We start from the raw sequence: 26,856 nt of genomic DNA on the forward strand, positions 1-26,856 counted from the left end.
CTAATAATAACGTGAGAATGATTCAAACAGTATACAGAGTGGATGTTTTCTCATATGATTTAGTAAGGGTGTTGGAATGAATGAGACTGTAATGAATATGCCGGGGGAAAGAATGAGTCTGGAAGAGGAATGCTGTCTGGCATGTTTTGTAAAGATCGATAAGATCTATCAGAAACTATGCAGTCAGTCGGTGTCAGAGTATGGATTTACCCCCAATGAAATAGTAGTCATGATGTTTCTTGCAAATAATGGGGGATTAAAGAGTGCTTCGGAGATTGCCCAATACAGAAACATCTCCAAAGGTCTGATCGCAAAATCTGTGGATTCTCTTTGTGAGAAAGGATACATCACGGCAGACAGAGATAAAAATGACCGAAGGCTGGTTCTCTTAAAGCTTACAGAGAAAAGCGATGAGGTTGTGGACCGGATCAGGCGGTGCAGGAAGTACTTCGTGGAAGAGCTTCACAAAGATATTCCCAAAGAAGATATCGGGATACTTCACCGCACCGCGTCAATTATGAATCAGAATGTGGAAAGCCTGTTAAATAAAACCCCCGTCCAGACCGATAATCTGACCGGTTAAATAGGAGTTTTTATAGCCCAGATGATAGACAAGATCTGCGACTTCTTCGGCTTTTCCCAGTCTTCCGGCAGGGATCTCATCGATTAAGGCGATCAGCTCATCTTCACTTAAAAACTGATTCATCTCCGTATCGATAGCTCCGCACGCAACCGCGTTAACCTGGATATTGCTTGGAGCCAGTTCTTTGGCAAGGGCCTTGGTAAATGCATTGATTCCTCCCTTGGTAGCGGAATAGGCTACTTCACAGGAAGCACCCGAGATACCCCAGATGGAAGAGATGTTTATAATTTTACCCTGCTTGCGTTCCAGCATTCCTGGGATAGCCAGCTTGGAACAGTGGAAGGCGGAGGTTAGATTGGTCCGTATAATACGGTCCCAGGCCTCAGTTGTCATATCCTGTAAAAGACCGATGTAGGAGATCCCTGCATTGTTGACAAGAACATCCAGAGAACCAAACTGTTTTTTGATCCGCAAAAAAAGTTCCTGGCATTGATTGATGTCACCCATGTCACCCATGTAGGAGAGGCAGGAGATCTGATAGGACTCCAGTTCCTTCCTGGTCTGTAAAAGGCGGTCTTCATTATGAAGACAGTTAATGACCACATTGTATCCTTTTTTTGCAAATTTGACAGCAATGGCCTTACCGATTCCTCGGGAAGCGCCGGTTACAAGTACTGTTTTTCGAGACATAAAACCACCCTCTCTGTCGTTGTATGATGCCTATATTTTAACAAATTCTGCTTCAAAATGCAACGAGGGCATTGCATACAAAAAGATGGGTGAGATATAATGAATACAAAAGAATCTGTATTTACAAAATAAAGAAAGCAGGTAGATAAAATGAATGAGATTTATGACGTTGTGATTATAGGGTCAGGTCCTGCAGGACTGTCCGCTGCAGTATATGGTAAAAGAGCAGAACTGAGAATGGTAGTGATCGAGAAAGAGGTAGCCAGCGGAGGCCAGATTCTCAATACCTACGAGGTGGATAATTATCCGGGCCTTCCAGGTATTAATGGATTTGATTTAGGTATAAAATTCAGAGAGCATGCTGAAAAGCTGGGAGCCGAGTTCTCCACAGATGAGGTGCTTCGTATAGAAGCGGCAGATGGAGAATTCACAGTTGTCGGCCAGGAACGGTCCTATGTGACTAAAACGGTCATTATCGCAACTGGCGCACAGTACCGGAAGCTCAGCGTCGTTGGAGAGAAGGAATTGACCGGAATGGGTGTTTCCTATTGTGCAACCTGTGACGGAGCATTTTTCCGCAACAAGGTAGCCGCCGTTGTAGGCGGAGGTGATGTGGCAATTGAAGATGCCATATTCCTTTCCAGAATGTGCAAAAAGGTGTACTTAATTCACAGAAGAGATGAACTGCGGGGAGCGAAGACACTGCAGACACAGCTCTTTAACCAGAAGAATGTTGAAATCATCTGGGATACGGTAGTAGAAGAGATTGAAGGCGGAGATCAGGTGGAATCGCTCACCATTAAAAATTCCAAAACAGAAGAATCAAGCAAACTTTCCGTTGATGGTGTGTTCATAGCAGTGGGAATCAATCCACAGAGCGAAGCTTTTGACAATCTAGTGGAAATGGATCATGGATACATCAAAGCAGGGGAAGACTGCGAGACCAATATACCTGGTATTTTTGCAGCAGGCGACGTAAGAACCAAACAGCTGAGACAGGTTTCGACGGCAGTTTCAGACGGTGCCAATGCAATTACAAGCGTGGAGCGTTATCTGACACGAAACGGAAAATAATATTAAATATTAAATAAAACTACTAACAACAGCCATGATATGCTCTCTTCACAGAAAACAGTTAAATATTTTAACTGTATTGAGAAGGGAGCATATTACTATTAGAGTCTGAGGTCAGTAGTTTTTTTGATATTGAAAGACAGGTTTCAGCCTTCGTTAAAACATATAATCTACCATGATTTTTCATATGGTTTCTCCGGTTGTGAAAAGAAGTGAAAATAATAAAATGGTATTATATCAAAGGCTGTAACCGTAGTTATTTATTTGAGCAGGTTAAGCATGGCTGATAAGTAACGGGAAACGGTCTGCAGCAAAAATATAAGGAGGTAAAGAGATGAAAAGGTTATTGGGGAAAGCAGCGGCAGTTTGTTTTGGGGTAGTGGTTTGTGTTAATCTGACTACAGGCACGGGCTGGGCTGACGGTCAGGGCGCAGGAAACCAGGAGAAGAAAGATGTTAAGCTTGAAAACCTTACCCCTCTAAAGGATATCTATAAGGGGAAATTTCTGATTGGCAATATTTATAACAGCTTTAACTTAACAGGAGTGGACAGAGAGATCATACTCCGCCATTACAATGTGGTTACACCCGAAAATATGATGAAACCAGAGGCAATGCAGAGGGAAAAAGGGGTTTTTACTTTTGAATCCGCAGATGCAATGACCGGATTCTGCCAGGAGAACGGTTTGCAGACTGTAGGGCATACGCTGGCATGGCATAGTCAGACTCCTGACTGGATGAATGCCACTTGCAGCCGGGAAGAAGCAATTGGCAGACTGAAAAATCACATTTCCAATGTTGCAGGGCATTATAGTGGAAAACTATTATCCTGGGATGTGGTAAACGAAGCGATTCAGGATGGTGCCAGACTTCCGGCAGACGGAAACTGGAAATCCTGCTTACGGGATACTCCGTGGCTGAGAAACATTGGAAACGATTATATTGAACTGGCTTTTCAGTTTGCGCATGAGGCAGATCCCAATGCAAAACTGTATTATAATGATTACAATTTAAACGATGTAAACAAAGCCCGGATAGCAGCCGCAATGTTTTCTGATTTAAAGAAAAGGGGAATTCCCATTGACGGAATCGGTATGCAGGCACACTACAGCACCACCCTGCCGGTGGCTACAGTAGAACAGTCCCTGGAATTGTTTAAAAAGACCGGGGCTGAACTATCAATAACGGAGCTTGATGTCGTAGTCAGCAAGGCTGAGGCATCAGGGCTTACAAAAGAACAGGAGATTGCTCAGGGACAGATATATGCCCAGCTTTTCAAACTTTATAACCAATATTCAGATGTTATAAAAAGAGTGACGTTTTGGGGATATACAGATACAAAGAGTTGGAGAAGTTCTAATTTTCCCTGTTTATTTGACGGAAATTACAAAGCCAAAGAAGCTTATTATGCAGTCGCAGATCCGGAGGGGTATTTAAGAAAACACCCTGTTAAGGAAATTCCGGTTCCGAACACCATAACCGCGGTAAAAGGTACACCCATAATTGATGGAACTGTAGATGAAATCTGGAATAGTGCAAAGGAAGAGCCGGTTAACATTATGACTATGGCCTGGCAGGGTGCGTGCGGCACTGTAAAAACACTTTATGACGAAAAGAATATTTATGTTCTTGTGAATGTGAAAGATAAGGTATTAAATACGGATAGTCAGAATGCCTATGAACAGGATTCGGTGGAATTGTTCTTAGATGAAAACAACAACAAATCCTACTCTTACCAGGACGACGACGGACAGTTTCGCGTGTCATGCAAAAACGTTGTAACGTTTGGAAGTAATGGAACGAGAGAAGGGTTTGAGTCAGCGGTAAAAGTGACAGAAGACGGGTATCTGGTAGAAGCAAAGATTCCTTTAAAAGGTAAAGCACAAATAGGTAAAAGCATGGGATTTGATGTTCAGATTAATGACAGCAATGAACGGGGAGAACGAATTAGTGTAGCTAAGTTTAATGATGAATCTGATAACTCCTGGCAGTCAACAGCCAGGTGGGGAAATCTTCTTTTAAAGTAGTAAATAGATTATTACCAGCTTCGGCGCCTTGAAGGGCTGACAGAAGGAGGAAGATATAAATGAAACAGATTTACAGACAAAAAGAATCAGAACTGCTGATTTATACCCGTCATCCCGACAGGGAACAATATCCGGACGGACTGGCGCGGAGCATTCACTTTGGGTGGAGTAAAGATGGACGCATCTATCAGCCGTTAAACCGGAATTATGGAATACTGTTTGCAGAAGCTGTTATTAACAGAAATAATACCATCTGCGCCAAAGGGCTCAAAAATCCATGGGTATTTGAGATGGCCGGCGGCTCCTATGGAATATTTGCAATCCGGGTGAATGAAGACGGGAGTGAAGATCAGGAGAGTCTGGGATGCGTTTTCTTATGGACAACAGATAATTTTATAGAATTTAACCAACGAGGAATGTTGAAGCTGGGTAAGGATATTCCTGTTCAATGGGTATCGTGTCAGTACCTCAGGACAACTGGTCTTTATAAAATATTATGGGAGGATAAAGAAGGCGGTCTCTTTTATAATACAACCTCAGATATAACCAATCCATCGGATCTTTCTGCTCCCCAGCCTGCTATAAAAAGAGGGAAAGTTATGGAGATTCAAGGGCCGGAAGGAGCAGTACCTGGTAATTGTATAAAGGTAAAAAGCGATTTCTGTGACCGTATAGTGGGAAAATGGAGACCTGTCAGGAATACAGAGATTATTGTTCCGGAAAAAGTGGAGGTTTCATCTGAGGAGGATCTAAACCAGATTTGCGCAACGGCCTTTTATTCAGATGGATCCAGTGCGTTAAAGGCAATCCGCTGGGATCAGAACTGCGTGAATTATAAACTGCCGGGGGAATATACGGTGAACGGAACAGTTGCAGACCGGAAGTATCCGTTTCCCCTTGCAAGAGGATTTGCAGATCCGGTCGTTTTCCAGTGGAACGGATCCTATTATTTCATTTCAACCAATGATAATGTAAATGACGTGGGTCTCTATGTCCGGCAGGCAGATACGCCGGAAGCGCTTTTTTACGAGAGTACCAAACATCATCTGATTCTTGAGTACAATGAAGAGTATGATTTCATACAGACTTTTTGGGCTCCTGAATTTCATATCATAGGTGGTGAGCTTTATATTCTGTTTGCAGTCGGGGGCAAAAAATGGTCTCCCCAGTGCCACTTAATGAAGCTGAAAAAAGGCGGAAATATACTGGATAAAAACAGCTGGGAAAAGCCCATACGAATACAGAAAAGAGATGGATCGTGGCTGACAGATAAGGGGATAACTTTAGATATGACTTATTTAAATGTAAAGGGAGTCTCCTATATGATATGGTCTTACCGGGAACACATCGGTACGGATTTGGATACTGGATCAATGCTTTATATTGCAACAACAGATGAAACGCTTCCATGGAAATTAACCAGTGATCCGGTTCTGCTGTCACGTCCCCTTTATGGTTGGGAAAATGTGGAGGGAACCATCAATAATGAAGGACCTTATGCATTTGTAACAGATGATGCAGTATATGTTACATATTCCGGAGGTGCGGCCAATGGCTACACATATGCCTTAGGTCTTTTGAAGGCAAAGACAGGGGACGATCTGTTAAAGCCGGAAAGCTGGAACAAAAGTGTTACACCGGTACTTTCCTATTATTCTCTGGAACACAGATATGGTCCTGGCCACAATTCCTTTTTTGAGGACCCGGAAGGGAATTTAATGATTGCATACCATGGGGTGGAATCCATAATGGATCACATTCGGTGTAGTGGAATTCACAGGGTTCATTTCGACATCAATGGCAATCCTGTATTTTCCCTTTCGCCGGAACGGGATTTGGACCCAAAGCTTAGTAAGGTGAAGACCAGGGTGGTTGTAAAATAATTTTAATTAAAATATACCCTGATAGTCAGATGCAGTAAAAAAGCTGTACTTAACTATCAGGGTGTAGTTTACCTCTCTGCTAATTGTTAGATTCCTGCTTTTCAGGCATATAGGTGTCAAAGGGTTTTCTGCTGGAGACTGCCTCCGGGCTTTCGCTATCTGCTTTTTTCTGAGCGGAGGATGCCTCTGCTTTCATCTGTTGAATCTGCTTGTCCAATTCTTTAATTCTTTTTTCCAAATCTTTGTATTTGCTGCTCTGCTGCAGTGCGAAAGGATTTCGTTCTTTATCCCGCTGACCTTCCAGTTTCCCTTTTTCCTTTTCCAGCGTTTTTATTTGCTGCTCAATATCACTGGTGTCAGGCTCAGCTTTTTGACTGGCGTCTGCTCCTTGAGAATATTGAGGTGAATAAGTCCCCATACTGCTGATATTCATAGTAAAGCCTCCTTTTATCTTTAGATACTATAAATATATGCAGTATAATATGAAGTTTCAAGAGCTTTGCAATGAGATGCTGTTTGATTGTAGTGGAATGATAAAAAGCACATTTAGACGGAACATTTTCGTATCTTTTTCGATTCGGACTGTGCCGTTATATTTTTCAGCCACTGCTTTTATACTGTCAAGCCCGATTCCGGAACCTTTGATTATCACATTATCGTCCAAACGGCTGTTTTCAATTTCAATCAAAAAGAAGTTCCCCTTTTGAACGGTTTTCAGTGTCAGATATGGGTGAGTTTTGCTTTTACTGCTGCAGGCTTTGACAGCATTATCCACAGCATTTGAGAATACGATGCATAAATCCATATCATTGATGAGACAGTTCGGCGGTATTTTTACTGTGCAGTCGACATTTATTCCCTTTTGATGAGCGATCCCTAATTTGTTTGTCAGCAGCATATCTAACACTGCGTTTCCTGTCTGGCATGGAAAAGAGAGCTGATCTGACATCGTGGTCAGTTTCCCCAGATATTCTAAGGCCTTTTCATTTTCTCCTGTCTTTAAAAAACCGCCCAGTACGGTCCAGTGGCCATTTAAATCATGCCGGAATGTTCTTGTCAGTTCATAACGCATCTGCATCTCCTGGACGGAATTAGCCTGGACGTTTACCTGCTGTTCCAAAAGAGTATTTCGCATTTGCAGCGCAAAACTTTGCAACAGTTCTTTATAAGCAAATAGCACTGCAAACAGACATAAATAAGCAGCAATCTGTATAATCAGCATCGTCCAGTCATTTATATCAGGTGAGATTCTGGTGCCGTCTGAACTGACTGTAACGGTGCTCCCGTATGTGGTAAAAACCTGCTGCATGACCAGAAGCACGAAGAGTATGGGCAGTAAAAGAATCAGCATATAACGAAGCATGGGTGCTTTCCTGTCTTTCAGCCATTTGAGAGCAAGCTGATAGGAAAAAAATACCGCTGCCATTACTAACAGACTGCTTATTACCGTAAGAACCATTGTATAAGGAAACAGGAGTGTCAATACAATATTAAGCAATGACTGAAATATGCCGTTAACAACCTGCATGATGCAAATTGACAGTATAGCCGCAGAAGCAGACGATGACGGCGGACATTTTAAAGCCAGCCATCCGAATAAAAAAAAGTGTTCCCAGCTCCAGGAGGGTGGAGACAGGAAATGCAGACCGGGTGAATAATTCAATTGCAGACAGCAGATAGATGAGAAGAATGTAACCTACATAATGATACCATTTTACAATTTGTACCGTAAATCTGCCGAAAAACCAGATTTCCAGCAAGGCCAGACAGGCATTCAATATACAGAAGAAGTAAATAAAATCAAACCATCCAATAAACAGACCGGCTACTGGCATCTATCTTCCCCCTTTCTTCATATAGTTGAGCATTGCTTCCATGAACTCCTGCCTGCGAAGTCTTGAAACGGGAATGTTCTCCCCATTAATTAACTTAGCCTGGCCGTTTTCATACCCACAGACAGCCTGAAGGTTAACCAGATAGCTGCGGTGACAGCAAAAAAAGTCAGGTGACAGCTGTCTCTCCAATTCATTGATTCTGAAATAGTAGTCAATAATTTCCTTTTTTGTATGAACAAAAATTTTTCTATTAATGGCTTCGCAATATAAAATATCAGTCAAACGGATGGATTGACACCAGGATGCCTTCTGAATTGTTAAGACGGCTGTTTTTTTCTCCTCAATATAGGAAAGTATGCGGTCCATAGTGGATTGAAAACGCTGACTGTCCAGCGGTTTCAGCAGATATTCGGATGCCTCTACAGAAAAGGCATCATAGACGTATTCTTTTAGAATTGTTACAAAAATAAGAAAGCTTTCTGAACCGGACTGCCTAAGACGTTTTGCTGCTTCCATACCGTTTAGACCGCCCATCTGTATATCAAGAAAGACTATGTCAAATGATTCATTGCATTTTAGCAGGTCTTCTGCACAGGAAAAGGCAAGTATATCAGCGTTATAACTGGTTTTATCCATATAATCACATATCTTGCTTATCAATTCCTGTATCATATTATTATCATCATCACAAACCGCTATTTTAATCAAGATCAATACCTCAGTATCATGTAATATAATAAACCACATTAAGAATACATATGAAATCACAAAAATTCAAGTAAAATGTTGTGAAATGAAGGCAGAATGATTGGTTATGTAGTGGACGTTTTGGTCAGGTAAAAACAAAAGGCAGAAACCCATGCTGGTTTCTGCCCTTGCTTTATAATTATTTAATAAAAGGTTTTCTTAAAATTCCGGTTCAATCAGTCCGTAAGAACCGCCTTTTCTTTTATATACAACATTCACTTCATCGGTATCCGCATTGAGGAATACGAAAAAGCTGTGTCCGAGAAGCTCCATCTGCACACATGCTTCTTCCGGATCCATTGGTTTTACTGCAAATTTCTTTGTTTTCACTATTTCCACATGATCATCAGAAACGGTTTCATCTTCCATAAATGCTTTTGAAAAGGAAGGTGCGTTTAATTTTTTGTCGATTAATTTGTTTTTATATTTTTTCAACTGGCGTTCCAGGATCTCTTCAACCAGATCGATGGTTACGTACATGTCATCACTTGATTCTTCCGCACGTATAATATGTCCTTTCACTGGAATAGTCACTTCGATTTTCTGCATTTCCCTCTGCACGCTGAGTCTTACTGTTGCTTCTGTAGCAGGTGCAAAAAAACGGTCCAGCTTTCCAAACTTGTCCTCAATAGCCTCCCGTAACCCTGCTGTCACCTCAATATTTCTTCCTGTAATTGTAAAACGCATAAGTCATCAGCTCCTTTTTCTTGAGATGGGTATAGTATATCATATTTATTAGAATAATTCAATGTGGTTGTAAAATATTAAGATAATTTATGAAAAGTTAATGTAAAAATCCTCTTCTTATTATTTTATCAATTTATTGAAAAACTATAGATACGACTAAAAAAAAGTCAAGGGAAAAATGGAATTTTTCGTCGAAAAAGTAAATTTTATGACAAATATACAAAAATGAATGGTTTTGTCATTGGCATGGGAATGCTGGGTATATGTGGAGAAAAAATGTGGATAATGTGGATAACTCGGTGCATAACTGATTTATTTCGCAATTGCGAGGGTTGGTGGTGGGGATAAAAGTGGGGGAAAAATACACAATCGGATGTGGATAATGTGGAAAAGTCGGGAATCGAACAAATTTTTTGTGCAATGTGTCAGGTTAACCATAATTTTCTTATGAATTGCTGGAGGTTGCTGATGAATTTGGCAGTACCTGGCAATAATAAGTCTGATTATTACCAGAATGTTAATTTTTTATGAATTCGTTGAATTAAAGACGGGTTAGTGCTACAATATACAGGATTGTACGGTGTATATTGAAAGATAGAGTAGGAGAATAAATCATGAACTTGGTTCAAAAAATATTTGGAACTCATAGTGAAAGAGAATTGAAAATTATTAATCCCATTGTGGATAAAATAGAATCTCTGCGCCCGACCATGGTTGCACTTACGGATGAGGAATTGAAGAACAACACGAAGCTTTTTAAGGAAAGACTGGCAGCAGGAGAAACTCTTGATGACATCTTGCCGGAAGCGTTCGCAACTGTAAGAGAAGCCGGAAGGCGAGTTCTTAATATGGAACATTTCCGTGTGCAGTTAATCGGTGGTGTGGTTCTTCACCAGGGACGTATTGCGGAGATGAGGACTGGTGAAGGAAAGACTCTGGTGTCAACATGCCCGGCTTACTTAAATGCACTGGCAGGGAACGGAGTACAGATTGTAACAGTAAACGACTACCTGGCAAAGCGTGATGCGGAGTGGATGGGAAGAATCCATGAATTCCTTGGTATGACAGTAGGCGTTGTACTCAACAACATGAACTCAGATGAGAGACGTGATGCTTACAATTGTGACATCACCTATGTAACCAACAATGAGCTTGGTTTTGACTATTTAAGAGACAACATGGCCATCTATAAAGAACAGATGGTATTAAGAAATTTAGATTTCTGTATCATTGATGAGGTCGACTCTGTTTTAATTGATGAGGCAAGAACTCCTCTTATTATTTCCGGACAGAGCGGGAAATCCACAAAGCTCTATGAAGTCTGTGATATTCTTGCACACCAGTTGGAAAAGGGCGAAGCTTCCGGAGAATTCTCCAAGATGGGCGCCATCATGGGAGAAGAAATCATTGAGACCGGTGATTTTATTGTGGATGAGAAGGACAAGGTTGTTAACTTAACAGAACAGGGTGTGGAAAAAGTAGAGCAGTTCTTCCATATAGAGAACCTGTCAGATCCGGAAAACTTAGAGATTCAGCATAATATCATCCTGGCTCTCCGTGCCAACTATCTCATGTTCCGGGATAAAGATTATGTGGTTAAGGATGACGAAGTCCTGATTGTAGATGAATTTACAGGACGTATTATGCCAGGAAGACGGTATTCTGACGGTCTTCATCAGGCGATTGAGGCGAAGGAGCATGTGAATGTGCGCAGAGAGAGCAAGACTCTTGCAACCATTACATTCCAGAACTTCTTTAATAAATACAACAAAAAAGCTGGTATGACCGGTACGGCTCTGACAGAGGAGAAGGAATTTAGAAACACCTATGGAATGGATGCAATTTCCATTCCCACCAACCGCCCCATTGCCCGTATTGATCAGGAAGATGCAGTTTATAAAACCAAGAAAGAAAAATTTGAAGCAGTATGTGACGAAGTGGCAGCTTCCTATGAAAAGGGGCAGCCGGTTCTGGTTGGTACCATAACCATTGAGACCTCCGAGATGTTAAGCGCAATGTTAAAACGCAGAGGCATTCCCCATAAAGTCTTAAATGCAAAATATCATGAGCTGGAAGCGGAAATCGTTGCAGATGCAGGTGTTCATAAAGCTGTTACCATTGCAACCAATATGGCAGGCCGTGGTACGGATATTAAGCTGGACGACGAATCCAAAGCTGCAGGCGGTCTGAAGATTATCGGTACAGAGCGCCATGAATCACGCCGTATTGATAATCAGCTTCGCGGACGTTCCGGTCGTCAGGGAGACCCAGGTGAATCCAGATTCTATATCTCTCTGGAAGATGACTTGATGCGTTTGTTTGGTTCCGAACGCCTTGTGGGTATGTTTAATGCATTAGGTGTACCGGAAGGAGAGCAGATTGAGCATAAGATGCTGTCCAATGCCATTGAAAAGGCACAGATGAAGATAGAGACCAACAACTACGGAATCCGTGAGAACCTGTTAAAATACGATGAGGTCATGAACGAGCAGCGTGAAGTGATCTATGCGGAGAGAAGAAAGGTTCTTGACGGAGATAATATGCGTGACGTTGTCTTAAAGATGGTCACTGACATCGTGGAGAATGCGGTGGATTTATCCATCAGCGACGAACAGCCACCGGAAGAATGGGATTTAAATGAACTGAATACCCTTCTTCTTCCTGTAATCCCTCTTCAGCCAATTACCATTCCGCAAGACGGAAAAGTGAGAAAGAATGAGCTGAAGCATATGCTCAAAGAAGAAGCGATTAAGCTTTATGAAACGAAAGAGGCAGAGTTCCCGGAGGGAGAGCAGATCCGCGAGATCGAGCGCGTAATTCTCCTGAAAGTGATTGATAATAAATGGATGTCCCATATTGACGATATGGACCAGCTGCGCCAGGGAATCGGACTTCAGGCCTATGGCCAGAGAGATCCCCTTGTGGAATATAAGATGAGCGGCTATCAGATGTTTGATGAGATGACAGCAGCCATACGGGAAGATACCGTACGTATTCTCTTCCACATCAGAGTGGAGCAGAAGGTGGAACGTGAACCTGCTGCCAAGGTGACAGGAACCAATAAGGATGACAGCTCAGTGAAGGCACCGGTGAAAAAGGCTGAAAATAAGGTCTATCCCAATGATCCATGTCCATGCGGTTCCGGCAAAAAGTATAAGCAGTGCTGCGGACGTAAATTAGTATAGTATTTTTATGAGATTGGAGTCCGTTCCCTTTTAGGGACCGGACCCCAATTTTATATTGATAAATTAAAAAACAGAAAGTGGGTGACACAGTGGTAGAATTAGATCAGTACAAATACGAATTATCGACGTATGAAAAACCATTAGTGGAAGTGAGGGATTCACTTTGACTTAGATAACAAGTTAAAGCGAATCGATGAGTTAGACAAGTCCATGGAGGAACCTGGCTTCTGGGAAGATCCGGAAAAGTCGGGAAAAATCGTCCAGCTTGCTAAGAATTTAAAGGATACCGTACAAAGCTACAAAGACTTAGAGCAGCAGTTTGAAGACATCGGAGTCATGATCCAGATGGGGAACGAGGAAAACGATGCGTCCCTGATTCCGGAAGTGGCCGAAATGCTGGCTGAACTAAAGGAAAAACTGGAAGAGATGCGGATTAATACCCTGCTTTCCGGTGAGTATGACAGCCATAATGCCATTTTAAGGCTGAATGCAGGTGCCGGCGGAACCGAATCCTGTGACTGGTGCGGCATGCTTTACCGCATGTTCTGCCGATGGGCTGAGAAAAGAGGTTTTCAGACAGAAGTGCTTGATTATCTTGACGGAGATGAAGCAGGTATCAAATCCGTGACTGTCCAGATTAATGGTATGAATGCTTACGGTTATTTAAAATCAGAAAAAGGGGTGCACCGTCTGGTACGGATTTCCCCGTTTAATGCGGCAGGCAAACGCCAGACATCCTTTGTATCCTGTGATGTAATGCCGGATATTGAAGAAGATCTTGATGTGGATATCAATGATGAGGATTTAAGAATTGACACCTACCGCTCCAGCGGAGCCGGCGGACAGCATATCAATAAGACTTCCTCTGCCATCCGTATCACTCATCTTCCGACTGGAATTGTGGTGCAGTGTCAGAATGAGAGATCTCAGTTCCAGAACAAGGACAAGGCGATGCAGATGTTGAAAGCAAAGCTTTATATGTTAAAGCAGCAGGAGAATGCACAAAAGCTTTCAGGAATCCGTGGAGATGTAACGGAAATCGGCTGGGGAAACCAGATTCGTTCCTATGTGCTTCAGCCCTATACGATGGTGAAAGACCACAGGACCAATTCAGAAACCGGCAATGTAAACAGCGTTCTCGATGGTGCATTGGACCAGTTTATGTATGCCTATCTCCGTTGGTTGAGTACCGGAGCAAAAGCTGGTGAGGATTCTGCAGATATCTAGTTTTTTCATGCATTTTTTTCAATACCGAAAAAAATAAATATAAAAATAGTTGCATACCAATTATAAATATGATAATATCTTCCCTATGAGCACAGATGTATTTCCGATGCGGACACAGAAGGGAAGATATTTTTTTATGGAAGATAAAAGTAAATATTTTGTGGTAAAGCAGAAGGCTGTACCTGAAGTATTGCTGAAGGTAGTTGAGGCAAAAAAATTACTGGAATCGGAACGGGTTATCACCGTACAGGAGGCTACAGACAGGGTTGGAATCAGCCGCAGCTCCTTTTACAAGTACAAAGATGATATCTTTCCGTTTTATGACAATGCCAAGGGTAAGACCATTACGCTGGTAATGCAGATGGATGATGAGCCGGGTCTTTTATCCGATTTGCTTCATGTGGTAGCTGTGTACCGCGCGAATATATTAACCATTCATCAAAGTATTCCGGTCAACGGCGTTGCCACCCTCACAATAAGCGTGGAGGTTCTTGAAACAACAGGGAATGTTTCGAAGATGGTTGAGGATATGGAAGAAAAGGATGGGGTCCACTACGTAAAAATTTTAGCCAGGGAGTGAGAATATGATGAATGTTGCAGTTATGGGCTATGGTACTATCGGATCAGGTGTTGTTGAGATTCTGGATAAGAATAAAGATATCATTGCCAGACAAGTTGGTGAACCGGTGAATGTGAAGTACATTCTTGATTTAAGAGAATTCCCCGGTACACCCATTGAAAAGAAGATTGTTCATGATTTTTCCGTTATAGAGAAAGATCCGGAGGTATCCATGGTAATTGAGACCATGGGTGGTTTAAATCCGGCGTATCCTTTTGTAAAAGCCAGCCTGCAGGCAGGTAAGCATGTGGCTACCTCCAACAAGGCTCTGGTGGCTGCATATGGAACAGAGCTGTTACAAACAGCAGAAGATAATAAGGTTAATTTTTTATTTGAAGCAAGCGTAGGAGGCGGTATTCCTATTATCCGTCCTTTGTATACATCTCTTGCCGGTGAACAAATTGAAGAGATCACAGGTATTTTAAATGGTACCACCAACTACATACTGACCAAAATGGACAAAGCCGGAGAGACCTTTGAAGAGGCACTTAAAAAAGCCCAGGAACTGGGATACGCGGAGCGGAATCCGGAGGCAGATGTGGAAGGACATGATACCTGCAGGAAAATAGCCATATTAACTGCCCTTGCCACGGGACACGAAGTGAATTACGAGCATATTTATACAGAAGGGATAACAAATATAACGGACGTTGATTTCCGTTATGCCGAAGCTCTTGGAACTTCTGTTAAACTGTTTGGATCCAGCAGAATCAGCGGGAATACAGTTCATGCCTTTGTAGCTCCGGTCATGATTGGAAAGGACCATCCGCTGTATTTAGTAAATGATGTTTACAACGGCATTCTGGTAAAGGGAAATATGCTGGGTACTTCCATGTTTTATGGAAGCGGAGCCGGAAAGCTCCCAACAGCCAGTGCCGTAGTAGCGGATATTATTGAAGCCCTTAAAAACCCGGATCATCATGTGAAGATGGGCTGGGATGGAAACAGTCTGAAGCTCTCTTCCATGGACAGCGTGCCATTTCGTCATTTCGTACGGATTAAGGGGATTGCGGCCAAACGGCTCAGTGAGGCAGAGGATGCCTTTGGAAAGGTAGAAGTCACGGAACTGGATCATATGGACGAATTCGCAGTTATGACTGAAGTTATGACGGAAGAAGAATACAGGTTAAGAGCGAAAAAGCTGTCCGGGATCAGACAGCGCATCCGCGCAGAAATTTAATTTCGCCAGGAGGCATCAATGTTAGTTGTTAAAAAATTTGGCGGTAGTTCCGTCGCAGACAAAGAAAGAATATTCAATGTAGCAAAACGCTGCATCGAGGAATATGAAAAAGGCAATCAGGTGGTAGTGGTTTTATCGGCAATGGGAAAGACGACCGACGGTCTGATTGCCAAAGCCCATGAGATCAATCCCAATCCTCCCAAGAGAGAGATGGATATGCTGCTTGCAACCGGTGAGCAGATCAGCGTCGCACTGATGTCCATGGCTATGAATGTTCTGGGAGTACCATCGGTATCGTTAAACGCGGCACAGGTTGCCATGCATACCTCATCAGCCTATGGGATGGCCAAATTAAAAAAGATAGATACGGAACGGATCCAGCATGAACTGGAAGCGAAAAAAATCGTTATTATCACAGGTTTTCAGGGCATTAATAAATATGACGATTTGACGACTCTCGGACGGGGAGGATCGGATACGACTGCCGTGGCACTTGCTGCTGCGCTCCATGCAGACGCTTGTGAGATATACACAGATGTGGATGGGGTATATACGGCTGATCCCCATATTGTACCTGATGCCAGAAAGCTTCTGGAGGTTTCCTATGACGAGATGCTGGAATTTGCATCTCTGGGGGCGAAGGTACTTCACAACCGTTCGGTGGAGATGGCAAAACGATATGGAGTCCAGCTGGTCGTACGGTCTAGTCTGAACAGAGAAGAAGGTACCATCGTCAAGGAGGAAACAAAATTGGAAAGAATGCTGGTGAGCGGTGTTGCCGCAGATAAAAATGTAGCCCGTATTTCAGTGATCGGGGTAAAGAATGAACCTGGAATCGCATTTAAGATCTTTAATCTTCTGGCAAAACACAACATTAACGTTGATATCATTATCCAGTCCATTGGCAGGGAAGAAAGAAAAGATATCTCCTTTACGGTGGCAAAGCCGGATTTAAAGGAAACCATGGAGCTTTTAAATGAGCATAAGGAAGGGATCACAGCCCAGGGTGTAACCAGTGAGGAAGATGTGGCGAAGGTCTCAATCATCGGTGCAGGTATGACGAGTAATCCTGGAGTTGCTGCAAAGATGTTTGAAGCGCTTTACAATGCGGGCATCAATATTAAGATGATCGCGACCTCTGAAATCAGGATCACGGTCCTGCTTCACGAAGAAGACGTAAACCGCGCCATGAGAACGGTTCATGATGCCTTTGATCTTGCAGATTAAAGGAAGGTAGAACGAATGATCTGGTTAGAAAAAATATTGAAATTAGGATCCGTCTGTATCTTTCATTCCCTCACCGGGCTTTATTGTCCCGGGTGCGGGGGAACGAGGGCAGTCCGGACATTGTTACAGGGGGACCTGCGGATGAGTGTTCAGTATCATCCGCTGGTCCTTTATACTGTTTTGGTTTTCATAGCAGAGATAACCATACGGCTGGTATCAAAAAAAAGAAAGCACCCGTTTGACCATGGAAAAAGGGAACGGATACTTGTTCTTATGGGTGCTGCTATTGTGATCATAAACTGGATTTTTAAGAATTATATGCTGGTGGTAAAAGGAATTGATCTGCTTCCCCCGTTAAAATAAGGTTATTTCCCGGAGGTGGGCATCAGTGCCTGAGTGGTTGCTTCAAATACCTGTCTGAAATACAGCCCCAAAGGAGTGTTGGTATCCATGACATCATAGACAAATATGATAAATAATGCCAGTAAAAGACCGCAGACAGCAGAAATAATGGAAAGAATCAGACCAAGCTGTGCCTGATGGCTGAAGGGCTTTCCTTTCTTAGATAATACGGCCAGAGCAATACCGGTTAGACCAAATATAAGACCTGCGGGCAGGTTCCAGATACTGAATAAGGGAAGACAGTCTGTAAGCAGTCCCAGACCGCCGAAAAGGACAGACCAGAATGCAAAAAACGATCCGGTATTCGGTGTTTGCGGAAGCATGCCGTTGTTGCTGTTATAATTTTCTCCCATTAATTTTACCTCGTTTTTGTATAGTACATAAGAACATCCAGGATTTTCCTGATATAACTGTATTGTATGATTGTAGCACGAAATAACCGCTGTGTCCAGACGGGTATTGCATTACTCAGAATGATGAATTATAATAGTTGAATTGAACCAACTATGAAAAATAAGAGGTATAGCATGGATATCATAAAGATTTTGCAGGAAGAACTTTCCATTTCCAGGAACCAGGTAGAAGAGACGGTCAGACTCATCGATGAGGGGAATACCATACCTTTTATCGCAAGATATCGCAAAGAAGTTACCGGTTCTTTAAATGACGAAGTTCTGCGTAACTTAGACGAAAGGCTTCGTTATTTAAGAAATTTAGAGGAGCGGAAAGAACAGGTACTGTCATCCATCCGGGAACAGGAGAAGCTGACACCGGAATTGGAGAAAAAGATATTAAATGCCCTGACCCTGGTTGCAGTGGAAGATTTATACCGCCCTTACAAGCAGAAAAGAAGGACAAGGGCTACGATAGCCAAAGAAAAGGGGCTGGAGCCGTTAGCAGATTTGATTTCCCTTCAGATGATAAAGACACCGCTTCTTAAAGCTGCTTCGGATTATATATCAGTAGAAAAGGGAGTAGCCTCTGCAGAAGAAGCAGTGAGTGGAGCGATGGATATTCTTGCGGAACGGATTTCGGACCAGGCAGAATACCGTACTTACATCCGAAGTACAACCATGAACCAGGGAACTCTTTTCTCAACCGCAAAAGATGAGGAAGCGGAATCAGTTTATGAGATGTACTATCATTATGAGGAAGATTTAAAGAAGACAGCAGGACACCGGATTCTTGCCATTAACAGAGGAGAAAAGGAAAAGGTTCTGACTGTGAAGGTCCTGGCTCCGGAGGAAGTGATTCTCCGTTATCTGGAAAAACAGGTGATTACCATGGACAATCCTGTAACTGCTCCTGTGTTAAGGGAAGTCATAAAGGACAGCTATGACCGTCTGATCGCACCTGCAATTGAGCGGGAAATCAGAAACGATTTAACGGAAACAGCGGAAAATGGAGCGATTCGTGTATTTGGTAAAAATTTAGAACAGCTGCTTATGCAGCCGCCTATTGTCGGTAAAGTAGTTCTTGGCTGGGACCCGGCCTTTCGTACCGGCTGTAAGCTGGCGGTGGTTGATGAGACTGGAAAAGTGCTGGATACCGTTGTCATTTATCCTACGGCACCTCAGAATAAAGTGGAGGAAGCCAAGACAGTTTTAAAGAAACTGATTAAAAAGTATAAAATATCCATGATTTCTGTTGGGAATGGAACTGCCTCCAGAGAATCGGAAACCATTATTGTGGAACTGTTAAAAGAGATCCCCGGGCAGGTTCAGTATATTATAGTCAACGAAGCAGGCGCTTCTGTTTATTCCGCCAGTAAACTGGCAACAGAAGAATTCCCCAATTTTGATGTAGGCCAGAGAAGTGCTGCTTCTATTGCCAGAAGACTGCAGGATCCTCTGGCAGAACTGGTAAAAATTGATCCCAAATCCATTGGTGTGGGGCAGTATCAGCATGACATGAATCAGAAGCATTTAAGTGAAGCATTACAGGGAGTTGTGGAAGACTGCGTGAATAAAGTAGGCGTGGATTTAAACACAGCTTCTGCCTCTTTACTGGAATATATATCCGGTATCTCAAAGCCCATTGCCAGAAATATTGTGGTTTACCGGGAGGAGAACGGAGCGTTTGAAAGCAGGAGCCAGCTGTTAAAGGTAGCAAAGCTGGGACCGAAAGCATTTGAGCAATGTGCCGGTTTCATGAGAATTCAGGGAGGAAAGAATCCTCTTGATGTTACCAGCGTTCATCCGGAATCCTATGATGCCGCGAAAAAGCTTTTGAAGAAGCTGGGATATGAGGCCAAAGAGCTGATGAATGGCGGATTAAACGGAATCAGTAAGAAGATTCATAACTATAAAGAGCTGGCTGAGGAACTGGAGATTGGTGAGATTACCCTTCGTGACATCGTAAAAGAGCTGGAGAAGCCGGCCAGAGATCCCCGTGATGAGATGCCAAAACCAATCCTGCGAACAGACGTTATGGAGATAACGGATTTACAGCCGGGAATGGTGTTAAAGGGAACCGTAAGAAATGTTATTGACTTCGGTGCTTTTGTGGATATCGGTGTTCATCAGGACGGACTGGTTCATATTTCCCAGATATCGGACAAATTTATTAAACACCCGTTAGAAGCGGTCAGTGTGGGAGATATCGTGGAAGTTAAAGTGATAAGCGTAGATATTCCTAAGAAGAGAATTGCTCTTACCATGAAGTTCTAAGAGATACAGCTTGCGGCTGTGCAAAAGGAGGAAAACGTGGAACAAAATAATCCGCTTGTGTTAGATATAAAACTTACAGCTAAAGATCTCTGGAAATTCTCCATGTATCATTCGTACCGGGGATTTCAGGGGATTTTCAGTATCCTTTTCAGTGCTGCAGCGCTGTATGCGCTTGCGACAACCTGGAGGACGGCAACGCTTCCTTACCGCCTTCTTTTAGTGGTCTGTGTACTGATGTTTACTGTATGGCAGCCGTTTGTTCTCTATATGAAGGCAGCCAGGCAGGCAAAACGGTCTGTGATTCATGATGGGATGACTCTTTCCATCTCAGCGGAAGGCATTGTGGTAACCCAGGGGCAGGAAAAGCTTGAATTGCTGTGGGAAGATGTGGTTTTAGTCAAAAGAATCGGAACTATGCTGATTATCTATATGGACCGGATTCATGCCTATCTGCTTCCGGATTCTGTGACAGGTGAAAAAACAGCAGAACTGACTGCATTCATAAAAGAGAATCTGCCTCCTGAGAGGCGAAAGAGGATATAAGTGATGGTAATAGAAAGCTGGAAACCTGAAGAAACCTATGAATTTGGAAAAAAACTGGGAGAAGACGCACAGCCTTCCTCTGTCTTTTGCTTAAATGGAGATCTTGGAGTGGGGAAAACTGTTTTTACCCAGGGGTTTGCCGCAGGTCTTGGAATTAAAGAGCCGGTGGACAGCCCTACATTTACAATCGTGAAGCAATATGACGATGGGCGTCTGCCATTTTATCATTTTGATGTATACCGGATTGGTGATGTCAGCGAAATGGATGAAATTGGTTATGAAGATTGTTTTTATGGCGAAGGTGTTACACTGATTGAATGGTCCGGACTGATCAGAGATATTCTACCGGAACGCGTTATTACAGTAACAATAGAAAAAGATTTGGAAAAAGGATTTGACTACAGAAAAATCACCGTGGAGGGAATGTAAATGAACCTGTTAGGAATTGAAAGTTCGTCTCTCGTTGCATCTGTTGCACTTCTGACGGATGACATACTGACTGCAGAATATACGGTTAATTTTAAAAAGACCCATTCCCAGACACTGCTGCCCATGTTAGACGAAATTGTCACCATGACCGGTATCCGCTTGGAAGATATAGATGCCATAGCAGTTTCTGCAGGACCTGGGTCATTTACCGGTCTCAGGATCGGTTCTGCTACAGGAAAGGGTCTGGGTCTGGCACTGAAAAAGCCGCTGGTTTCTGTCCCTACCATAGATGCCATGGCTTTTGAGTTTTACGGCAGTGCATCTATCATCTGTCCGATTATGGATGCCAGAAGAAACCAGGTCTATACCGGTATTTATGATAACCGCAAGGGCTTTTCTGTGATAAAGGAATCCTGTGCCATGGACATCAGGGAATTAATTGAAGAGCTGAATTCCATGGGACAGAGCGTGATTTTCTCTGGGGATGGAGTACCGGTCTGCAAAGAAAGTATAGAAGAATTCATGAAGGTCCCGTTTGAATTTGCCCCTGCTCATCTTAACAGACAGCGGGCAGGTGCTGTGGCGGCCTATGGAGCCCGCCTGTTTTCTCAGGGGAAAACAGTCACTGCAGCGGAGCATGCTCCCGATTATCTGCGAAAGCCGCAGGCAGAACGGGAGAGAGAAGAGGCATTAAAAGGAGAATAATATGGTTCATGAACTGACTTCGGAAGAGATTCCCGTTATTCTGGAAATCGAGCAGCTGTGTTTTATGGATCCATGGTCTGAGCGGATGATTGAAAACAGCTTAAAGAGCGGTCTGGATACCTGGCTGTTGCTGACAGAAGAAGGGGCAGCAGGATACTGTGTGTTCCGGATTGTGGCAGATGAATGTGAACTGCTTCGGATTGCAGTCCGTCCGGAATACAGGGGGAGGGGCCTCTCTAAGAAACTTATGGACCAGCTGGTTTTTTATTCCAGACAAAAAGATGTAAAATCTATATTTTTAGAGGTCCGTGAAAGCAATGAGCGGGCCAGAAACCTTTATAGATCCTATGGATTTACGGAAGAAGGGATCCGAAAGCACTATTACCTCAATCCGTGTGAAGATGCAGTCATAATGGTTTGCCGCGATATTTGAAACATTTACCACTAAAAATAAGGCATAACACCGTTTATAATGTAGGGGTATCCAGTAAGGATGCCCTTTTTTCTATCCCGGCGTTCGGGGAGAGAAATTAAGGGATAAAGCTGGAAAATGCGAAAAAGGAACGCCTTGCAGGCATCCCGGTATGTCTGGAAAGAAAAGCTTGGGCGGTAAAAGGAAAGGTGAGACTAAGATGAGAAAGTACAAAAACGGCGGTCAGCTAGAAACAGTTGTTTGCAACTGCTGCGGCAAAAAAATTATTGTGTCAGAAGGGATTGCCAGGGAAGGGGTTATAAACATCAACCACGCGTGGGACTTCTTTTCAGAGAAAGATGGGGAGATCCATCATTTTGATTTATGTGAAAACTGCTATGATGCATTGATATCTGAGTTTAAGATACCGGTGGAGGTAGAGGAACAGCTGGAATATTTATAGTTGCTAATTCCCTCTGCTTTGTGTTATGATTTTATGTGGCAGTTTTTTTATAATGCCCATTGAATGAGACAAAAGCGAGGAAATTCTATGTTGGATATATGTTTGCTGGGAACCGGGGGCATGATGCCTCTGCCATACCGCTGGCTGACAGCTATGATGGCCCGGTGTGATGGCAGCAATCTTTTGATTGACTGCGGGGAAGGAACCCAGATTGCATTAAAAGAAAAGGGCTGGAGCCCAAAACCCATCGATATCATCTGTTTTACCCATTATCATGCGGATCACATCAGCGGTCTGCCCGGACTTCTGTTGACAATGGGGAATGCAGAGCGGACAGAACCTTTAACTCTGATTGGTCCAAAAGGGCTTGAGCGGGTGGTGGGAGCACTACGTACCATTGCGCCGGAGCTTCCGTTTGAACTTCAATTTATTGAACTCTCCGAAAACAGGGAGAAGATAACCATGGCGCCTTACGTAATTGATGCATACCGCGTCAATCATAACGTTGTCTGCTATGGTTATTCCATTTCCATTCCAAGAACAGGAAGGTTTGATGTGGACCGGGCCAGTAAAGCCGGTATTCCGCAAAAGTTCTGGAGCCGTCTGCAGAAAGGAGAAACCATCGACAATGATGGTAAGATCCTGACCCCTGACATGGTTTTAGGACCGGACAGGCGTGGGCTTAAGGTAACCTACTGCACTGATACCAGACCCGTACCCGTAATTGCGGAATATGCAAAGGATGCCGATCTTTTCATATGCGAAGGCATGTACGGAGAAGATGGGAAAGAGGCAAAAGCAAGAGAGTACCGTCATATGACATTTTATGAGGCCGCCAGACTGGCAAAGGAAGCTCAGCCAAGGCAGATGTGGCTGACTCACTACAGTCCCTCTTTAACCAGGCCGGAGGAGTTTATGGATAAAGTCCGTGAGATTTTCCCCAGGGCAAAGGCTGCGAGAGATGCCTGGACACTGGAACTGGAATTTGATGAGGAATGAGGGTATGGCCATGAAGAAGAATCATACAGAAGATGATGTTTATATACTTGCAATTGAAAGCTCCTGTGACGAGACAGCGGCGGCAGTGGTGAAGAACGGAAGAGAGATTTTATCCAATGTAATCTCCTCACAAATCGATCTTCATACCTTATATGGAGGTGTGGTTCCTGAGATAGCATCAAGAAAGCACATAGAAAAGATCAATCAGGTCATCGAGTCTGCACTTACAGAATCAGGGCTTACGCTGGAAGAGATGGATGCAATCGGAGTTACGTACGGACCAGGACTGGTGGGAGCGCTTTTGGTAGGAGTAGCAGAAGCCAAGGCAATGGCATATGCGGCAGACAAGCCTTTGGTAGGTGTTCATCATATAGAAGGTCATGTATCCGCTAACTTTATTGAGCATCCCGATCTGGAACCGCCTTTCATGTGTCTGATTGTATCCGGCGGCCATACGCATCTGGTGATTGTACGGGATTACGGAGAATTTGAGATTCTGGGAAGAACCAGAGATGATGCGGCAGGCGAAGCATTTGACAAGGTAGCAAGAGCTGTGGGGCTGGGTTATCCCGGCGGGCCTAAGGTTGATAAAGCGGCAAAAGAGGGCAATCCACACGCGATCAAGTTCCCCAGAGCAAAAGTGGAAGGGAATATTTACGATTTCAGCTTCAGCGGGTTAAAGTCTGCGGTTTTAAATCATATTAATCATGCCCATATGATGGGAGAAGAAATTAATATTCCGGATCTACTGGCATCGTTCCAGAATGCGGTCGTTGATGTTCTGGTATCCCATACGGTAGATGCGGCAAAGGCATATGGTTTTAATAAAGTAGCGATCGCAGGGGGAGTGGCCTCTAATTCCGCTCTCCGTGCAGGGATGAAGAATGCCTGCGAAAAAAATGGAATTTCATTCTATTATCCGTCTCCCGTCTATTGTACCGATAACGCTGCCATGATCGGTACGGCAGCCTATTATGAATATATTAATGGTGCCAGGGCCGGCTGGGATTTAAACGCAGTGCCCAATCTCAAACTGGGGGAAAGGTAACGGAATATGGAACGAACAGCAGCAGTTGTGCTGGCAGCAGGAAAAGGAACCCGTATGGGAAGCCAGATCCACAAACAGTATATGGAGCTGTGCGGCAGGCCCCTTCTTTATTATACCCTGAGAGCATTTGAAGATAGCTCTGTGGATGAGATTGTTCTGGTAACCGGTCCAGGTGAGGTTTCATTCTGTCAGAACGAGATCGCAGACCGCTATGGGTTTCGCAAAGTTTCCTGCATAACAGAAGGCGGCAAAGAGCGGTATCATTCTGTTTATGCCGGATTAAAAGCGGTAAAGGACTGTGCCTATGTGCTTATTCATGACGGTGCAAGACCCTGTGTTACGAAAGAGATCATTAATGCATCCAAATCTGCAGCAATCAGATATGGGGCGTGTGTTGTTGGAATGCCGGTTAAGGATACCATTAAGGTTTCGGATGAAAACGGATATGCGGCTATAACTCCGGACCGGAACAGCCTTTGGCAGATCCAGACCCCTCAGGCTTTCCGCTACGATCTGGTTTTTCGTGCTTATACCAGACTCATGGATTCAGAACAGTTTCAAAAAGGGGTTACGGACGATGCCATGGTAGTGGAAACCATGACGAAAGAAAAGGTGAAATTAATACAGGGCGATTATACCAATATTAAGGTGACTACACCGGAAGATTTAGAGATCGCCGGTATATTTCTGAACAGAATATATGAAAGCAGATAAAAGGAATGCTGTAGGAGCAGCTTCCTTTTATTTTTTTTCACCTGTTTTTAACAAATCCCTGACAATCAGATGAAGGTGTTCAAGCTGCTCTCGATTTAAATGCTGTGCATCATCCATAAGTTCTTTGACTTTGGCCGGACAGTTTATGTCGCGGGAAAAGAATTCGGCAGGTTCAATATCCAGATACTCACATATATAGAAAAAACCCATCATAGACGGAAGTGCCCGCCCATTCTCTATTTTATGAATATATGTGGGGTTCTGTCCGAGAGAAAGACTCATATCACGTGCGGATACACCTTTTTGAGCCCTGAGCTCTGAGAGGCGTTTGGAAAAATTGAAGTCTATATACATGGATAACTCCTCCTGATTCCATAGTATTGCATTGAATGAAATATGTGTAGTAAATAATGCATTCGATCACTTGACATGTTGCATTCATTACAATATTATTATTTATATAAAGTATGTAATGTATAATCAGACTAAGAGATCCGCTATCAGGATCATATGGCTATTAGATAGTATCAGTTGTTTCGACAGATGAAAAGCAGGAAAGAAGGTACATTTAGATGGAAACTGGAAAGACCAGGAAAGAAACGGATTCAGGCACCAGGGAGGGGCTGTTGGAACGGATCGCATCAGAATTGGGCTGCATGTATTTATCAGATCTGCGGGGAGCCACAGCCAAGGGGAAGTTCCGTTTTATTGTTTCTGATATTCCGGCAATGGATTATTCAGTAAAAGTATGGCAGGATGCGTTGTATTATATAACTGGAATAAAAGAAAACTTTAGCACTGCTGAGCAGGCAAAGCAACGTCTTTTGGAGTATTTATTAGGGTGTTAAAAATTATTTGAAAAATATGTAAAAATATGTTGACAGATGAAACAAACAATGATAAACTATCGAAGTTGCCGCTGATGAAGCCGGTAATTGAGAGAAAAAAAGCTCCAAGAGATTTGAAAAAATAGAAAAAAGTGCTTGACAAAAGTACAAACTTCTATTAAAATGTAAAAGCGCGTTTGGAGAGGTATCGAAGTGGTCATAACGAGGCGGTCTTGAAAACCGTTTGTCCGCAAGGGCGCGTGGGTTCGAATCCCACCCTCTCCGTTGGCAGGTTTTAGCCGCTAATAACATAGAAATCAGCTTACTGCAGAAGTACCCAAGTGGCTGAAGGGGCTCCCCTGGAAAGGGAGTAGGCCGTTAGTAGCGGCGCGAGGGTTCAAATCCCTCCTTCTGCGTCAGCATTGAGTTGAGACAGGCGTTTCTGCAAGATGCAAAGCACTTTGAAAACAGAAGATTGAACAGTATGTAAAACCCTGAAAATTCTAATAAATAAGCCATGTTTGAGTGGCTTTGAATGAGAAAATTCAGAACGAATACAAGTGATTGTATACGAACCAAACAACAAGTAAAACGGGAAATAAATTAGCTAGTAGTTGATTTTGACCGTGGATTGAACACCATTTAATTTGAGAGTTCGATCCTGGCTCAGGATGAACGCTGG

28 protein-coding genes and 2 tRNA genes are annotated in these 26,856 nt (G+C 43.2%); 22 read left to right on the forward strand and 8 right to left on the reverse strand.

Annotation, left to right across the window (positions count from 1 at the left end):
• Positions 1-76: 76 nt before the first annotated feature.
• Positions 77-583: a MarR family winged helix-turn-helix transcriptional regulator gene (locus CRO04_RS06670; protein ID WP_242974361.1), complete on the forward strand. Its 507-nt coding sequence runs from the start codon at positions 77-79 to the stop codon at positions 581-583.
• On the opposite strand, the gene ymfI is transcribed toward CRO04_RS06670, so the two are convergent.
• A complete protein-coding gene (gene ymfI / locus CRO04_RS06675; protein WP_097003447.1) occupies positions 542-1,273 on the reverse strand; it encodes an elongation factor P 5-aminopentanone reductase in 732 nt (243 codons plus the stop codon). The genes CRO04_RS06670 and ymfI overlap by 42 nt on opposite strands.
• 150 nt (positions 1,274-1,423) lie before the next feature.
• Between ymfI and trxB the strand changes: the two genes are divergently transcribed.
• The 3 genes from trxB (at position 1,424) to CRO04_RS06690 (ending at position 6,256) form a co-directional block, all read left to right on the forward strand.
• A complete protein-coding gene (gene trxB, locus CRO04_RS06680; protein WP_097003448.1) occupies positions 1,424-2,347 on the forward strand; it encodes a thioredoxin-disulfide reductase in 924 nt (307 codons plus the stop codon).
• Positions 2,348-2,681: 334 nt separating this feature from the next.
• Complete coding sequence (locus CRO04_RS06685) at positions 2,682-4,373, forward strand: endo-1,4-beta-xylanase (protein ID WP_097003449.1); 1,692 nt, start codon at positions 2,682-2,684, stop codon at positions 4,371-4,373.
• Between the two features lie 59 nt (positions 4,374-4,432).
• Positions 4,433-6,256 (forward strand): family 43 glycosylhydrolase, encoded by a 1,824-nt coding sequence (locus CRO04_RS06690; RefSeq protein WP_097003450.1) that lies wholly within the window; start codon positions 4,433-4,435, stop codon positions 6,254-6,256.
• 79 nt (positions 6,257-6,335) lie between these two features.
• On the opposite strand, the gene CRO04_RS06695 is transcribed toward CRO04_RS06690, so the two are convergent.
• The 5 genes from CRO04_RS06695 to hpf form a co-directional block, all read right to left on the reverse strand.
• Positions 6,336-6,689, reverse strand: coding sequence for a hypothetical protein (locus CRO04_RS06695; RefSeq protein WP_097003451.1), 354 nt, complete (start codon positions 6,687-6,689; stop codon positions 6,336-6,338).
• A gap of 57 nt (positions 6,690-6,746) precedes the next feature.
• Positions 6,747-7,682 (reverse strand): sensor histidine kinase, encoded by a 936-nt coding sequence (locus CRO04_RS06700; protein WP_166432489.1) that lies wholly within the window; start codon positions 7,680-7,682, stop codon positions 6,747-6,749.
• An 88-nt stretch (positions 7,683-7,770) separates the two neighbouring features.
• A complete protein-coding gene (locus CRO04_RS06705) occupies positions 7,771-8,091 on the reverse strand; it encodes a hypothetical protein (RefSeq protein ID WP_097003453.1) in 321 nt (106 codons plus the stop codon).
• Positions 8,092-8,799: a LytR/AlgR family response regulator transcription factor gene (locus CRO04_RS06710; protein ID WP_097003454.1), complete on the reverse strand. Its 708-nt coding sequence runs from the start codon at positions 8,797-8,799 to the stop codon at positions 8,092-8,094.
• A 198-nt stretch (positions 8,800-8,997) separates the two neighbouring features.
• Complete coding sequence (hpf, locus tag CRO04_RS06715) at positions 8,998-9,525, reverse strand: ribosome hibernation-promoting factor, HPF/YfiA family (protein ID WP_097003455.1); 528 nt, start codon at positions 9,523-9,525, stop codon at positions 8,998-9,000.
• 614 nt (positions 9,526-10,139) lie between these two features.
• On the opposite strand from hpf, the gene secA reads away from it, so the two are divergent.
• The 6 genes from secA (at position 10,140) to CRO04_RS06745 (ending at position 17,326) form a co-directional block, all read left to right on the forward strand.
• The gene (gene secA / locus CRO04_RS06720; RefSeq protein WP_097003456.1) at positions 10,140-12,710 is read left to right on the forward strand and encodes a preprotein translocase subunit SecA; all 2,571 of its coding nucleotides are present in this window, start codon (positions 10,140-10,142) and stop codon (positions 12,708-12,710) included.
• An 89-nt stretch (positions 12,711-12,799) separates the two neighbouring features.
• Positions 12,800-13,937, forward strand: a protein-coding gene (gene prfB, locus CRO04_RS06725) for a peptide chain release factor 2 (protein ID WP_097003457.1) whose coding sequence is annotated in 2 segments (ribosomal slippage) — positions 12,800-12,874 and positions 12,876-13,937 — 1,137 coding nt in all. Because the reading frame shifts where the segments join, the coding sequence is not laid out codon by codon here.
• A gap of 136 nt (positions 13,938-14,073) precedes the next feature.
• Positions 14,074-14,517, forward strand: coding sequence for an ACT domain-containing protein (locus CRO04_RS06730; RefSeq protein WP_097003458.1), 444 nt, complete (start codon positions 14,074-14,076; stop codon positions 14,515-14,517).
• A gap of 4 nt (positions 14,518-14,521) precedes the next feature.
• Complete coding sequence (locus CRO04_RS06735; RefSeq protein ID WP_097003459.1) at positions 14,522-15,736, forward strand: homoserine dehydrogenase; 1,215 nt, start codon at positions 14,522-14,524, stop codon at positions 15,734-15,736.
• Between the two features lie 18 nt (positions 15,737-15,754).
• Positions 15,755-16,963, forward strand: a complete 1,209-nt coding sequence (locus CRO04_RS06740; RefSeq protein WP_097003460.1) for an aspartate kinase — start codon at positions 15,755-15,757, stop codon at positions 16,961-16,963.
• A 15-nt stretch (positions 16,964-16,978) separates the two neighbouring features.
• Positions 16,979-17,326: a DUF2752 domain-containing protein gene (locus tag CRO04_RS06745; protein ID WP_097003461.1), complete on the forward strand. Its 348-nt coding sequence runs from the start codon at positions 16,979-16,981 to the stop codon at positions 17,324-17,326.
• Positions 17,327-17,328: 2 nt separating this feature from the next.
• Here CRO04_RS06745 and CRO04_RS06750 read toward each other — a convergent pair whose 3' ends face one another.
• Positions 17,329-17,718: a sodium:solute symporter gene (locus CRO04_RS06750; RefSeq protein ID WP_097003462.1), complete on the reverse strand. Its 390-nt coding sequence runs from the start codon at positions 17,716-17,718 to the stop codon at positions 17,329-17,331.
• A gap of 174 nt (positions 17,719-17,892) precedes the next feature.
• Here CRO04_RS06750 and CRO04_RS06755 point away from each other — a divergent pair, with 174 nt between their 5' ends.
• From CRO04_RS06755 to ispD, 9 genes are all read left to right on the forward strand, one after another.
• Entirely contained in the window at positions 17,893-20,034 is a 2,142-nt protein-coding gene (locus CRO04_RS06755; protein WP_097003463.1) for a Tex family protein, read from the forward strand.
• A 36-nt stretch (positions 20,035-20,070) separates the two neighbouring features.
• Entirely contained in the window at positions 20,071-20,577 is a 507-nt protein-coding gene (locus tag CRO04_RS06760; protein WP_166432490.1) for a YcxB family protein, read from the forward strand.
• 3 nt (positions 20,578-20,580) lie between these two features.
• Positions 20,581-21,006, forward strand: a complete 426-nt coding sequence (gene tsaE, locus CRO04_RS06765; protein ID WP_097003464.1) for a tRNA (adenosine(37)-N6)-threonylcarbamoyltransferase complex ATPase subunit type 1 TsaE — start codon at positions 20,581-20,583, stop codon at positions 21,004-21,006.
• Complete coding sequence (gene tsaB, locus CRO04_RS06770; protein WP_097003465.1) at positions 21,007-21,711, forward strand: tRNA (adenosine(37)-N6)-threonylcarbamoyltransferase complex dimerization subunit type 1 TsaB; 705 nt, start codon at positions 21,007-21,009, stop codon at positions 21,709-21,711.
• A 1-nt stretch (position 21,712) separates the two neighbouring features.
• On the forward strand, positions 21,713-22,144 hold the full coding sequence (gene rimI / locus CRO04_RS06775) for a ribosomal protein S18-alanine N-acetyltransferase (RefSeq protein WP_097003466.1): 432 nt from the start codon (positions 21,713-21,715) through the stop codon (positions 22,142-22,144).
• Between the two features lie 199 nt (positions 22,145-22,343).
• Entirely contained in the window at positions 22,344-22,586 is a 243-nt protein-coding gene (locus CRO04_RS06780) for a hypothetical protein (protein ID WP_097003497.1), read from the forward strand.
• Positions 22,587-22,673: 87 nt separating this feature from the next.
• The gene (locus CRO04_RS06785) at positions 22,674-23,585 is read left to right on the forward strand and encodes a ribonuclease Z (protein WP_097003467.1); all 912 of its coding nucleotides are present in this window, start codon (positions 22,674-22,676) and stop codon (positions 23,583-23,585) included.
• Positions 23,586-23,595: 10 nt separating this feature from the next.
• The gene (gene tsaD / locus CRO04_RS06790) at positions 23,596-24,633 is read left to right on the forward strand and encodes a tRNA (adenosine(37)-N6)-threonylcarbamoyltransferase complex transferase subunit TsaD (protein ID WP_097003498.1); all 1,038 of its coding nucleotides are present in this window, start codon (positions 23,596-23,598) and stop codon (positions 24,631-24,633) included.
• Between the two features lie 6 nt (positions 24,634-24,639).
• Complete coding sequence (ispD, locus tag CRO04_RS06795) at positions 24,640-25,347, forward strand: 2-C-methyl-D-erythritol 4-phosphate cytidylyltransferase (RefSeq protein ID WP_097003468.1); 708 nt, start codon at positions 24,640-24,642, stop codon at positions 25,345-25,347.
• Positions 25,348-25,374: 27 nt separating this feature from the next.
• Here the strand turns inward: ispD and CRO04_RS06800 are convergent, their stop codons facing one another.
• Positions 25,375-25,701 (reverse strand): helix-turn-helix domain-containing protein, encoded by a 327-nt coding sequence (locus CRO04_RS06800; RefSeq protein ID WP_097003469.1) that lies wholly within the window; start codon positions 25,699-25,701, stop codon positions 25,375-25,377.
• A 218-nt stretch (positions 25,702-25,919) separates the two neighbouring features.
• Between CRO04_RS06800 and CRO04_RS06805 the strand changes: the two genes are divergently transcribed.
• From CRO04_RS06805 to CRO04_RS06815, 3 genes are all read left to right on the forward strand, one after another.
• The gene (locus tag CRO04_RS06805) at positions 25,920-26,195 is read left to right on the forward strand and encodes a hypothetical protein (protein ID WP_097003470.1); all 276 of its coding nucleotides are present in this window, start codon (positions 25,920-25,922) and stop codon (positions 26,193-26,195) included.
• A gap of 178 nt (positions 26,196-26,373) precedes the next feature.
• Positions 26,374-26,459 (forward strand) — tRNA-Ser (locus tag CRO04_RS06810).
• Between the two features lie 42 nt (positions 26,460-26,501).
• Positions 26,502-26,590: transfer RNA gene (locus tag CRO04_RS06815), tRNA-Ser, on the forward strand.
• The last annotated feature ends 266 nt before the right edge of the window (positions 26,591-26,856 follow it).

Origin of the sequence: Lacrimispora amygdalina, assembly GCF_900205965.1 — a bacterium.
Lineage (GTDB): Bacteria > Bacillota > Clostridia > Lachnospirales > Lachnospiraceae > Lacrimispora > Lacrimispora amygdalina_A.

Coding starts and splice junctions, on each gene's coding strand:
- CRO04_RS06670 (WP_242974361.1), top strand. CDS start 77: ATGAATGAGACTGTAATGAATATGCCGGGGGAAAGAATGAGTCTGGAA.
- ymfI (WP_097003447.1), bottom strand. CDS start 1,273: ATGTCTCGAAAAACAGTACTTGTAACCGGCGCTTCCCGAGGAATCGGT.
- trxB (WP_097003448.1), top strand. CDS start 1,424: ATGAATGAGATTTATGACGTTGTGATTATAGGGTCAGGTCCTGCAGGA.
- CRO04_RS06685 (WP_097003449.1), top strand. CDS start 2,682: ATGAAAAGGTTATTGGGGAAAGCAGCGGCAGTTTGTTTTGGGGTAGTG.
- CRO04_RS06690 (WP_097003450.1), top strand. CDS start 4,433: ATGAAACAGATTTACAGACAAAAAGAATCAGAACTGCTGATTTATACC.
- CRO04_RS06695 (WP_097003451.1), bottom strand. CDS start 6,689: ATGAATATCAGCAGTATGGGGACTTATTCACCTCAATATTCTCAAGGA.
- CRO04_RS06700 (WP_166432489.1), bottom strand. CDS start 7,682: ATGGCAGCGGTATTTTTTTCCTATCAGCTTGCTCTCAAATGGCTGAAA.
- CRO04_RS06705 (WP_097003453.1), bottom strand. CDS start 8,091: ATGCCAGTAGCCGGTCTGTTTATTGGATGGTTTGATTTTATTTACTTC.
- hpf (WP_097003455.1), bottom strand. CDS start 9,525: ATGCGTTTTACAATTACAGGAAGAAATATTGAGGTGACAGCAGGGTTA.
- secA (WP_097003456.1), top strand. CDS start 10,140: ATGAACTTGGTTCAAAAAATATTTGGAACTCATAGTGAAAGAGAATTG.
- CRO04_RS06730 (WP_097003458.1), top strand. CDS start 14,074: ATGGAAGATAAAAGTAAATATTTTGTGGTAAAGCAGAAGGCTGTACCT.
- CRO04_RS06735 (WP_097003459.1), top strand. CDS start 14,522: ATGATGAATGTTGCAGTTATGGGCTATGGTACTATCGGATCAGGTGTT.
- CRO04_RS06740 (WP_097003460.1), top strand. CDS start 15,755: ATGTTAGTTGTTAAAAAATTTGGCGGTAGTTCCGTCGCAGACAAAGAA.
- CRO04_RS06745 (WP_097003461.1), top strand. CDS start 16,979: ATGATCTGGTTAGAAAAAATATTGAAATTAGGATCCGTCTGTATCTTT.
- CRO04_RS06750 (WP_097003462.1), bottom strand. CDS start 17,718: ATGGGAGAAAATTATAACAGCAACAACGGCATGCTTCCGCAAACACCG.
- CRO04_RS06755 (WP_097003463.1), top strand. CDS start 17,893: ATGGATATCATAAAGATTTTGCAGGAAGAACTTTCCATTTCCAGGAAC.
- tsaE (WP_097003464.1), top strand. CDS start 20,581: ATGGTAATAGAAAGCTGGAAACCTGAAGAAACCTATGAATTTGGAAAA.
- tsaB (WP_097003465.1), top strand. CDS start 21,007: ATGAACCTGTTAGGAATTGAAAGTTCGTCTCTCGTTGCATCTGTTGCA.
- rimI (WP_097003466.1), top strand. CDS start 21,713: ATGGTTCATGAACTGACTTCGGAAGAGATTCCCGTTATTCTGGAAATC.
- CRO04_RS06780 (WP_097003497.1), top strand. CDS start 22,344: ATGAGAAAGTACAAAAACGGCGGTCAGCTAGAAACAGTTGTTTGCAAC.
- CRO04_RS06785 (WP_097003467.1), top strand. CDS start 22,674: ATGTTGGATATATGTTTGCTGGGAACCGGGGGCATGATGCCTCTGCCA.
- tsaD (WP_097003498.1), top strand. CDS start 23,596: ATGAAGAAGAATCATACAGAAGATGATGTTTATATACTTGCAATTGAA.
- ispD (WP_097003468.1), top strand. CDS start 24,640: ATGGAACGAACAGCAGCAGTTGTGCTGGCAGCAGGAAAAGGAACCCGT.
- CRO04_RS06800 (WP_097003469.1), bottom strand. CDS start 25,701: ATGTATATAGACTTCAATTTTTCCAAACGCCTCTCAGAGCTCAGGGCT.
- CRO04_RS06805 (WP_097003470.1), top strand. CDS start 25,920: ATGGAAACTGGAAAGACCAGGAAAGAAACGGATTCAGGCACCAGGGAG.